8 protein-coding genes and 1 riboswitch are annotated in these 9,505 nt (G+C 42.3%); of the genes, 7 read left to right on the top strand and 1 reads right to left on the bottom strand.

The annotated features are described in order from the left end of the window. The 4 genes from ACZFYI_RS10375 to ACZFYI_RS10390 form a co-directional block, all read left to right on the top strand. On the top strand, positions 1-1,612 hold a 1,612-nt coding region (locus ACZFYI_RS10375; protein ID WP_462524060.1), incomplete at its 5' end, for an amidohydrolase family protein. A 19-nt stretch (positions 1,613-1,631) separates the two neighbouring features. After that, on the top strand, positions 1,632-3,014 hold the full coding sequence (locus ACZFYI_RS10380) for an amidohydrolase family protein (RefSeq protein ID WP_462524061.1): 1,383 nt from the start codon (positions 1,632-1,634) through the stop codon (positions 3,012-3,014). A gap of 31 nt (positions 3,015-3,045) precedes the next feature. Then, positions 3,046-4,347: an amidohydrolase family protein gene (locus tag ACZFYI_RS10385; RefSeq protein WP_462524062.1), complete on the top strand. Its 1,302-nt coding sequence runs from the start codon at positions 3,046-3,048 to the stop codon at positions 4,345-4,347. Positions 4,348-4,474: 127 nt separating this feature from the next. Continuing rightward, positions 4,475-4,798: a YbjQ family protein gene (locus ACZFYI_RS10390; RefSeq protein ID WP_462524063.1), complete on the top strand. Its 324-nt coding sequence runs from the start codon at positions 4,475-4,477 to the stop codon at positions 4,796-4,798. Here ACZFYI_RS10390 and ACZFYI_RS10395 read toward each other — a convergent pair. Then, positions 4,795-5,751 carry a DUF4097 family beta strand repeat-containing protein gene (locus ACZFYI_RS10395; protein ID WP_462524064.1) on the bottom strand — a complete coding sequence of 319 codons (957 nt, stop codon included), beginning with the start codon at positions 5,749-5,751 and terminating at the stop codon, positions 4,795-4,797. The genes ACZFYI_RS10390 and ACZFYI_RS10395 overlap by 4 nt on opposite strands. A gap of 330 nt (positions 5,752-6,081) precedes the next feature. Then, positions 6,082-6,188: riboswitch (SAM riboswitch) on the top strand. Between the two features lie 188 nt (positions 6,189-6,376). Between ACZFYI_RS10395 and ACZFYI_RS10400 the strand changes: the two genes are divergently transcribed. The 3 genes from ACZFYI_RS10400 to ACZFYI_RS10410 form a co-directional block, all read left to right on the top strand. After that, a complete protein-coding gene (locus ACZFYI_RS10400; protein WP_462524065.1) occupies positions 6,377-7,675 on the top strand; it encodes an O-acetylhomoserine aminocarboxypropyltransferase/cysteine synthase family protein in 1,299 nt (432 codons plus the stop codon). A gap of 46 nt (positions 7,676-7,721) precedes the next feature. Further along, a complete protein-coding gene (locus ACZFYI_RS10405) occupies positions 7,722-8,777 on the top strand; it encodes a homoserine O-acetyltransferase family protein (protein ID WP_462524066.1) in 1,056 nt (351 codons plus the stop codon). A gap of 167 nt (positions 8,778-8,944) precedes the next feature. Next, positions 8,945-9,505, top strand: a 561-nt coding sequence (locus ACZFYI_RS10410) for a VOC family protein (RefSeq protein ID WP_462524067.1), incomplete at its 3' end; no start/stop codon positions are given.

Here is a 9,505-nt window from a genome sequence, read left to right on the forward strand (position 1 = left end):
GAGCGGAGAGAAAAGAGTGACCGGAACCATAGCCATCAATAATGCCACAATCACCACAGCTCCGGGAAAAACCATCCAAAACGGAACGATTTTGATCAAGAACGGCCTTATCGAGGCGGTAGGTACCAATGTTACCATTCCAAAAGAAGCACAGGTGATTATGGCTGATTCACTTTTTATCTATCCCGGTTTTATAGACGGTGCAGGTAATGCCGGAGTTGGTAAATTCACCGAACCTGAAAAGCCTTCCGATTTCAATCCTGCCAACCCTCCTGATGAAATTGCAGGTATTACTCCATGGAGAAATGTAATAGATACCTATGATCCCAAAAACAATCAGGTGAATGATTGGAGAAAAAGTGGATTTACCATAGTCCAGCTGATACCGGATGGCGGAATGATCCCCGGAAAGACGGCCATAGTGGTATTTGGAAATTCCTCCTCCACCAATATTTTATCACAAAACTCTGCAATGGTTGTGAAATTCCAAGGTGCAAGAGGTGGTGCAAGAGTATACCCCGGCACACCACTTGGGATCATGGCAAAATTCAGGGATGTCTACAAAAATGCTGAATTGTCTTCTAGACACAGTAAGCTGTTTGCGTCGAATTCAGGGCTCAACAGGCCCGAAATCAACAAAACTTATGAAGCTTTCTATCCTGTAGTGGATAAAAATATACCTGTGATGTTTGTGGTTTCCAACGACCTAGAAATCAGAAGAGCAATTTCTTTACAAAAAGAAAATGGTTTCAGGCTTATTTTGCTAGGCGTACACGATGTTGAGAAAGTGACCAATGAAATCAAGGCTGTAAATGCACAGGTTTTACTTCACCTCAATTTGCCTGAGGATAAAGTAACCAAAGCCAAAATGGAGGAACTATCTGAAGAAATGCAGGCAAGAACCAAAAGAGTTCAGGAAGCTTATCAAAACACACTGAAGCAGGCAGCATTTTTGGAAGCCGCGGGGATTCCATTCGGCTTTACAACTATAAGCGCAAAAAGCGGAGACACATTCAAAAATCTACGCCTAATGGCCGAAAACGGATTGACAGAAAATACTGCATTGGCAGCACTTACGATCAACCCGGCAAATATCTTAGGGATCCAAAAATTTGCAGGGACTTTGGAAAAAGGAAAGTTAGCCAATATGGTAATCCTAAGTGGCCCTTTGTTAAACGAAGACACTCAGGTCAAGCATGTGGTGGCAGATGGGTTTATGTTTGATTATGAAATCAAACCCAAGAAAAACGGCAATGGGGAAAAAAGCGGTTCTAATGGGACTGTAGAAATAGATGGATTTTGGGAATATACTTCTGATACTCCAGCTGGAAGTTCTTCAGGTACCTTGGAAATAAAAAAAGAGGGGAATTCCTATATAGGTTCAATAAGCTACGATAATCCCGCAGGGGGAGGAAAAACCAGCTCGGAAATGAAAAACATCAGTCTTTCAGGTTCCAGTCTTACCTTTTCATTTGATGTAGCTGCTGGTGGAATGGCTTTGGTAGTCAATGTCAGCGGAGAAGTAGAAGGGGACCGAATCACAGGAAACCTATCGTTGTCAGAATATGGAAGCTTTCCGATGAATGCCATCAAGAAACCCAAATTATTTTAATCGCTAATCGCCAGAAATCATGAAAAAGATAATCTATATCATAGCAGCTATAATGGTGATGGGTTGGAATCCGGTAAATTCACAAACCCAGAAAGGTTCGTTATTGATCAAAAACGCCACTGTCCTTACCATTACACAAGGTGTTTTGGAAGATACAGATGTACTAGTGGAGAATGGCATCATCAAAAAAATAGGAAAGGGACTTACTGCACAGAATATCCCGACTATTGATGCAAAAGGAAAATACCTCATGCCGGGAATCATTGATGCCCACTCCCATGTGGCCTTGGATGCGGTCAACGAAGGAACTGCCCCAATTACTTCGGAAGTAAGAATGGCAGATGTCATAGACCCCTACGATATCGGCTTATACAGGGCTCTCGCAGGAGGCGTGACTGTTTCACATGCCATGCATGGTTCGGCCAATGCCATTGGAGGACAAAACATTACGCTCAAACACAGGTACGGATCCGGTATTCCGGATGACCTGATCATGAAAGATGCGGCAAGAACCATAAAATTTGCCTTAGGGGAAAATCCTACAAGAGTTCATGGCAGGGGAAATGGCATACAGCCAAGATCAAGAATGGGTGTTGAAGCGGTAATCAGAAATGGCTTCAATGATGCCATTCAATACAAAAAGTCTTGGGAGGCCTATAATACTGCGATGAAAGTAAAAGGGGCAACACCCGTTCCCCCAGCATATAACGAACGACTCCAAACTCTTGCGGAAATTCTGGATGGCAAAATCATCATCCATTGCCATTCTTACAGGGCTGATGAAATCTATATGCTGATCAATGTCTGTAGAGAATTTGGCATCACCAAAATTGTTTTCTCCCATGTCAATGAAGGTTTTAAAGTTGCTCCAGAATTGGCTGCTTACACTATGGGTGCATCTGTTTTTGCCGATTGGTGGGCATACAAATTTGAGGTCTATTATTCTACTGCATACAATGCAGCCATCCTTACACAAAACGGTGTCATAACTTCTATCAACTCAGATTCAGGAGAACTGATCCGTCACCTATACCACGAAGCAGGAAAAGCACAGCGTTATGGAGAATTGACGGATGAGCAGACTTTGGCACTCATCACCATCAATCCTGCCAAACAGCTTGGCATAGCTGATAAAGTGGGGTCAATCGAAGAAGGAAAACAGGCAGACCTGGTCATTTTCAATGAACATCCACTGTCTGTTTATGCTATCCCACAGATGACTTTTGTGGATGGTGTCAAATATTTTGACATCAATGAGGATCCTAATGACATGCGTTTGAGGGTAGCGGCAACGGAATCCATAGAGCCTATATTCTTAAAAGAACATGATCACAAGTGTATGCACGGGGTAGATTTCTTCTTTACGAACTTTGGTAGAAGCTTATTCGACCACGAACACTAAAATCTAAATGGAAGATCAAAACATACTGAAGATGAAGAAGATAAATCAGATCATATTTACAGTCGCTTTATTGGTTTTACCATTATTGGCCAATGCCCAGTTTGATGGAGAATTTATAAAGCCAAGAAATGGGAGGTTCTTATTACAAAACGCAACCATAGTCACTGTAACCAAAGGAAATATTGAAAACGGAAGCGTCCTCATTTCCAATGGAAAAATTGAGGCTGTCGGAAAAAATATTCCGGCAGGAGATGCAGAAGTAATTGATTGTACCGGACATTTTATATATCCGGGGATGTTTGATGGCGGTAGCAGGCTTGGATTGGTAGAGGTCAATTCTGTACCTGAAACACAGGATTACGTCGAAATTGGTCAGGTAACGCCAAACATGCAGGCGATAGTGGCTGTAAACCCAAACTCTGTGGCTATTCCTGTGACAAGAGTGAGTGGAGTCACTACCACCTTGGCCACTCCATCTGGAGGGCTTTTCCCGGGTACTGCCGCTTTGATCAACCTCAACGGATATACAGCGGATCAGATGTATGCGGGATTCAAAGGAGTCGTACTCAATTTTCCTTCCTCAGCTCGTCGAAGCACTTGGGATAGAAGAAGTGATGAGGACATCAAAAAAGAAGCTGAAAAAGCTGAAAAAACCCTGAATGAAATTTGGGAAAGAGCGGTCACCTTCCATCAGCTGAAGCAAGCCAATGCTGAACTAGATTATTATCCTGAGATGGAGCAATTGGCGAAAGTGGTAGCGGGAGAATTACCCTTGCTCGTGGAAGTAAATGCTGCCACTGATATTAACCTAGCAATTGACTGGATCCAATCCAAAAATGTGAAAGCCATCCTTACAGGAGTAGGTGAAGGCTGGAGGGTTGCTGATAAAATCGCTGCTTCCAAAATTCCAGTGATCACAGGACCTATGCTTTCTATCCCTACCAGAAATTCGGACAGGTTTGATGCGGCCTATACCAATCCAGGTAAAATGGCCAAAGCAGGTGTAAAAGTTGTCATCCGGTCAAATGATGCTGAGAATACAAGAAACCTGCCTTTTAATGCCGGTTTTGCGGCTGCTTATGGAATGGGCAAAGAAGAAGCATTAAAAGCTGTCACCATCAATGCAGCAGAGGTCTTCGGAGTTGCTGACCGAATGGGTTCAATCGAACAGGGAAAGGACGCCACTTTATTTGTCTCTACGGGAGATCCTTTCGAAACCAAAACCCAAATTCGACATGTATTCATCGATGGATATAGAGTGCCGATGAGCAACAGACATATCAAACTTTATCAGGAGTTTTTACAACGGTCTCCGGGACTTAAAGAAAATTGATTTAAGCCAAAAATAAACCGTAGCATAAAAAGCTACGGTTTATTTTTTTGAGAATTTTGCTAAAATACCAAACATCTTATGGGAGGATTTCCGTAAGAGTTAAATCATAAACCATAAAAAAAACAAGATGATAGTAAGCACAACACCAAGTTTGGAGGGATATAAAATTACTGCCTACCTCGGCATAGTTTCGGGAGAAACCATAATTGGGGCCAATGTTTTCAAAGACTTTTTTGCCAGTATCACAGACATTGTCGGTGGCAGGGCGGGTGCCTATGAACAGGTATTGCGGGAAGCAAAAGCCACTGCAATGTCTGAAATGGAAATGCAGGCAAGGGCCTTTGGTGCAACAGCAATTGTCGGAATCGACTTAGACTATGAGACCATCAGAGACGGAATGCTCATGGTGACGGCAGCGGGTACTGCCGTCAAAATTGAAAAAGTCTTTTAATTCACTATTTCAATTTTCCCTGAGCTCACCTCGCCTCGGATTGTGTAAGCGGATCCGTTATTGATCACCAAGTTTCCTGAAGCTTGGCTATCGCCTACCCTTACAGATCCAGAGCCTGAGCTAATGTTAAAATTGAAGTCCCTCAAATCATTTAATGTCTGGATATAAATATTTCCGGATGAGGCTTTAAGAGAAGTTTCTGCGCTTAATCCTGTTTCTGTGGCAAACAACTGACCGGATGACAAAGTAGCTTTTCCTAAAGCCTTTACTTTTGACAACTCTATCTTTCCTGAACTGATGGTTAAATTTGCCATCCCATTTACATCTGAAAGTTTAATTTGACCGCTTGAACTTTCTGCACTGACATTGCCATCTACACGTACCAATTCAATATTTCCTGAGGATAAAGAAGCCTCCACTTTTCCGGCAATATCCTCCGCATAAATATTACCCGAGGAAGAATTCAATGAAGTTTGGGTGGAGTTGATGTTTTTGGCATAAATCTCTCCTGAGCTTACAAGTAACTTTGTCTCTGAACTGACCACATCTTTGGCAGTGACTTTGCCAGAACTCGCCTCAAGTTCTAACAGCATGGCTTTTGGCCCAGTCAACCTGATATAACCCTCATTTTTGAGGTTGCCGGAAATTCCCCCATTTTTTTTGACTTCAATCTTCAATTTGGTATCATCAATGACATTGTAAACAATTTCATACCTTTTGCCAGAATTAGATTTTAGCAAGGCCGATAAGGAAACTTCCTGCTGTCCTGTTTGCCCCTCATAGGAAACATCAAGAAACGCTCCCTCAACTTCCACAGAGGTAATGCCGCTGAAGTCTTGGTTGATTTCCGAAACGGTACCCAGGTCATTGTCCAAACAAGAATTGAGACTTACAAGGGCCAAAAACCCCAAAACGCTCATATAAACTCTGGATTTCAAATTAATAGTGTTCATGATAATTAGATTTATTTGTTGGTTTGATTTAGTTTTTTTCCAAACTCTCCAGAAAATTCCCAAAATCCCATTTTTAAATTGATGGTCATTATTAGATGGAAACATTCATAACATTTTGTCCTTTCACCTATGACAACCAAACCCTGAGGTACCCCTATTCGGAATTAAAAAAAAATTCAAGTACTAGGAAATCTTCCCGCAATAATTGAGGTCAATAAAAATACAAGCACATTATCCCTATGAAACAAATTGAAAAATAATTTCATAGATATTTTGCAATTCACAGCGCAGGGGTATTAATTTGCATTATCCTTTCACTTTTTGTGTAAGGATTTATAAAGAAGAGGTAAGAGACAGGCCCAGCGACCCTCTGGCAACCAGGAAAATCCAAGGTGCCAAATCCTGCCAGGTAAAATTCTTTCCTGGAAATATAAATTCTTAACGTCATGATTATCCCTTCTTTCACACTTCCTTTCTTTAAAGAATCTTTAAATGCATTTTTGATAAAAAATTTATATGCCTTTTGGTATGCATTGATAATTTTTTTCTTTTACTAAATCAAAAGGTTTAAATTTAATCCTGTATAAATCTATAATTTTTAACCACAACATAAACCAAAGATACCATGTCAAACTATCGCTTCGAAACTTTACAATTGCATGCCGGGCAGGTTCCTGATCCTACCACCAATTCCCGCGCGGTGCCTATTTACCAGACGACATCCTATGTGTTCAATTCCGCTGAACACGGGGCCAATCTTTTTGCCCTAAAAGAATTCGGGAATATTTACACCAGGATTATGAATCCTACTACGGATGTTTTTGAGCAACGCATCGCTGCCTTGGAAGGTGGAGTGGCCGCATTGGCGACTGCTTCAGGACAGGCTGCACAGTTTTTAGCCCTGAACAACATCTTACAGACTGGAGAAAATTTCGTTTCCACCTCTTTCCTATACGGAGGTACTTACAACCAATTCAAAGTCGCATTCAAAAGAATCGGGATTGAAGCCCGTTTTGCCAAGGGAAATGACCCAAAAGAATTTGAAAAACTGATTGACGACAAAACCAAAGCCATTTACCTGGAAACAATCGGAAACCCTGAATTCAACATCCCTGATTTTGAAGCCATCGCCGCCATGGCAAAGAAACATGACCTTCCTGTCATAGTGGACAATACCTTTGGTGCCGGCGGCTATTTGTTTCAGCCATTGAAGCACGGTGCAAACATCGTCACCGCTTCCGCCACCAAATGGATCGGTGGTCACGGCACTTCGATCGGTGGCGTAATCATCGATGGAGGAAATTACAATTGGGGCAACGGAAAATACCCTCAATTCACCGAGCCATCCGAAGGTTATCACGGGATGAAATTTTGGGAAATATTCGGAGAAAACAATCCTTTGGGACTTCCTAATATGGCCTTTATCATCAGGGCAAGAACCGAAGGTCTAAGAGATTTTGGACCGGCACTCAGTCCGTTCAACTCCTTCTTATTATTGCAGGGTCTTGAAACTTTGTCTCTTAGGGTACAAAGGACTGTAGACAATGCAATCGCCATTGCCCAATGGCTGGAAGCTCATCCAAAAGTACAGAAGGTAAATTATCCGGGTTTGAAATCCTCTCCTTACCATGAACTTGCCAAGAAATACCTGAGAAACGGATTTGGTGGGGTTTTGAGTTTTGAATTGAAAGGAGATAAGGAAAGCACCTCCAACTTCATCAATAACCTCAAGCTCATCTCCCATCTTGCCAATGTCGGCGATGCCAAGACCTTGATCATCCAACCTGCTGCAACTACCCATCAGCAGTTGAGTGAGTCAGAACAGGCCGCTGCAGGGGTCACTCCTACTCTTTTGAGGATTTCATTGGGAATAGAGCATATTGAGGATATCAAAGCAGATTTAGAGCAAGCTTTTAACAGTTAAATAATTAAAGGCAAATTAGCCTGAATAGAATTCCAAAAGTAGAGTAATGAATGTAGCAAGCAACTACCTGATTATTGATATGGCGCAAGAAACCTACACGCATGAGGGCGTATTTGACTTGGAGTCCGGAGAGTCTCTTCCCGGATTCCAACTGGCATATACCACCCAAGGACGTCTGACCACAGCCAAAGACAATGTCATCTGGGTTATCCATGCGCTCACCGGTGATGCCAAAGTTCAGGAATGGTGGAATGGAATGGTTGGAGAAGATAAGTTTTACGATCCAAGCAAATACTTCATCGTCTGTGCCAATCTCTTGGGTTCTTGCTACGGGTCAAGCAGTCCGCTTTCAGAAAATTCCGTGACCGGAAAACCATTTTACTACGATTTCCCAAATCTCAGCACAAGAGATATGGCGAGGTCATTGGATCACCTCAGAGAATATCTTGGAATCAATACCATCAATACCGTCATTGGAGGTTCGCTAGGTGGACAGGTTGCTATTGAGTGGGCTTATCTTCTTCAAAATCAGGTCAAAAACACCATCATCCTCGCTTCCAATGCCAAGACTTCTCCTTGGACCATAGGCTTCAATGAAACCCAAAGGATGGCGATCGAATCCGATTGTACATGGGGAGAAAACCATCCCGATGCCGGAAAAAAAGGAATGGAAGCTGCAAGGGCGATTGCCATGCTTTCCTACAGGCATCCCGAAGATTTTGCACTGAAGCAAAGCGATACGGAAGAAAAACTTGACAACTTCCGAATCTCTTCCTATCTCAGATACCAAGGTCAAAAGCTCGGAAACAGGTTCAACGCATTCTCTTATTGGGTGCTAAGCAAAGCTATGGACAGTCATGACCTCGGACGCGGTCGCGGGGGAACAGAAAAAGTTTTGAAACAAATACCCTCCAAAGTATTGGCAATCGGTGTGGACAGGGATTTATTGTTTCTCAAGGAAGAATCCCAATTTATCTCCAGTCACGTCCCAAAAGGAACATATAGAGAAATCCAATCTCCTTATGGGCATGATGCCTTTCTCATTGAATACGGGCAGTTGCAGTATATCCTCAAGGGATTCTATCTGGAAAATAATGGGTAATTAGTTTTAGTAAAAATAAAACAAAGATGAAAAAAGCTGGACTTCGTGATGAGGAACAGCTTTTTTTCTTTGCACCAATTATGAATTCAAAATCAAACATTAGGGAAGTATATGGCAACTCCTAACAATTCTGTTGAATCATTGGTCAAAATGTTTTAGATTCTATCATGAAATATACCCAAATCAAGGAAACCTGTCTGTATGTCACGGACTTGGATCTGGCGGAAAATTTTTACCACCAAATCCTTGAAATGCCGGTGATTTCAAAAGTGGAAGAGCGTCATATTTTTTTCCGTTGTGGCAGTTCTGTGTTGCTGTGTTTCATTCCTGAGGTGACAAAGTTTGAAAAGACTTTGCCTCCACATTTTGCTTATGGAAAGCAGCATATCGCCTTTGAAGTCAGCAAGAGAGATTACTTGAAAGCCAAATCCAACCTGCTCGAAAAAGGAATAACCATCACACACGAGCAGGAATGGAACCAAGGCCTGAAAAGTTTTTATTTCGACGATCCTTTTGGAAATGTATTGGAGATGCTTGGGAGATGTGTTTGGGAGTGTTTGGGATTTGTTTGGGGGTGTTCTGGGGGTGTGTTTAGAATGTTCTGTGTGTGTTGGGTGTGTTTTGGGCGTGCTTTGGCTGCGTTCTGGGCGTGTCTTTGGGCGTGGTTTGGGTGCGTTCTTGGCATGTGTTTTGTGTGTGTTTTGGGGGTGTTTTGGGCGTGGTTTGGG

The sequence above is a fragment of the Aquiflexum sp. genome (genome assembly GCF_977115555.1).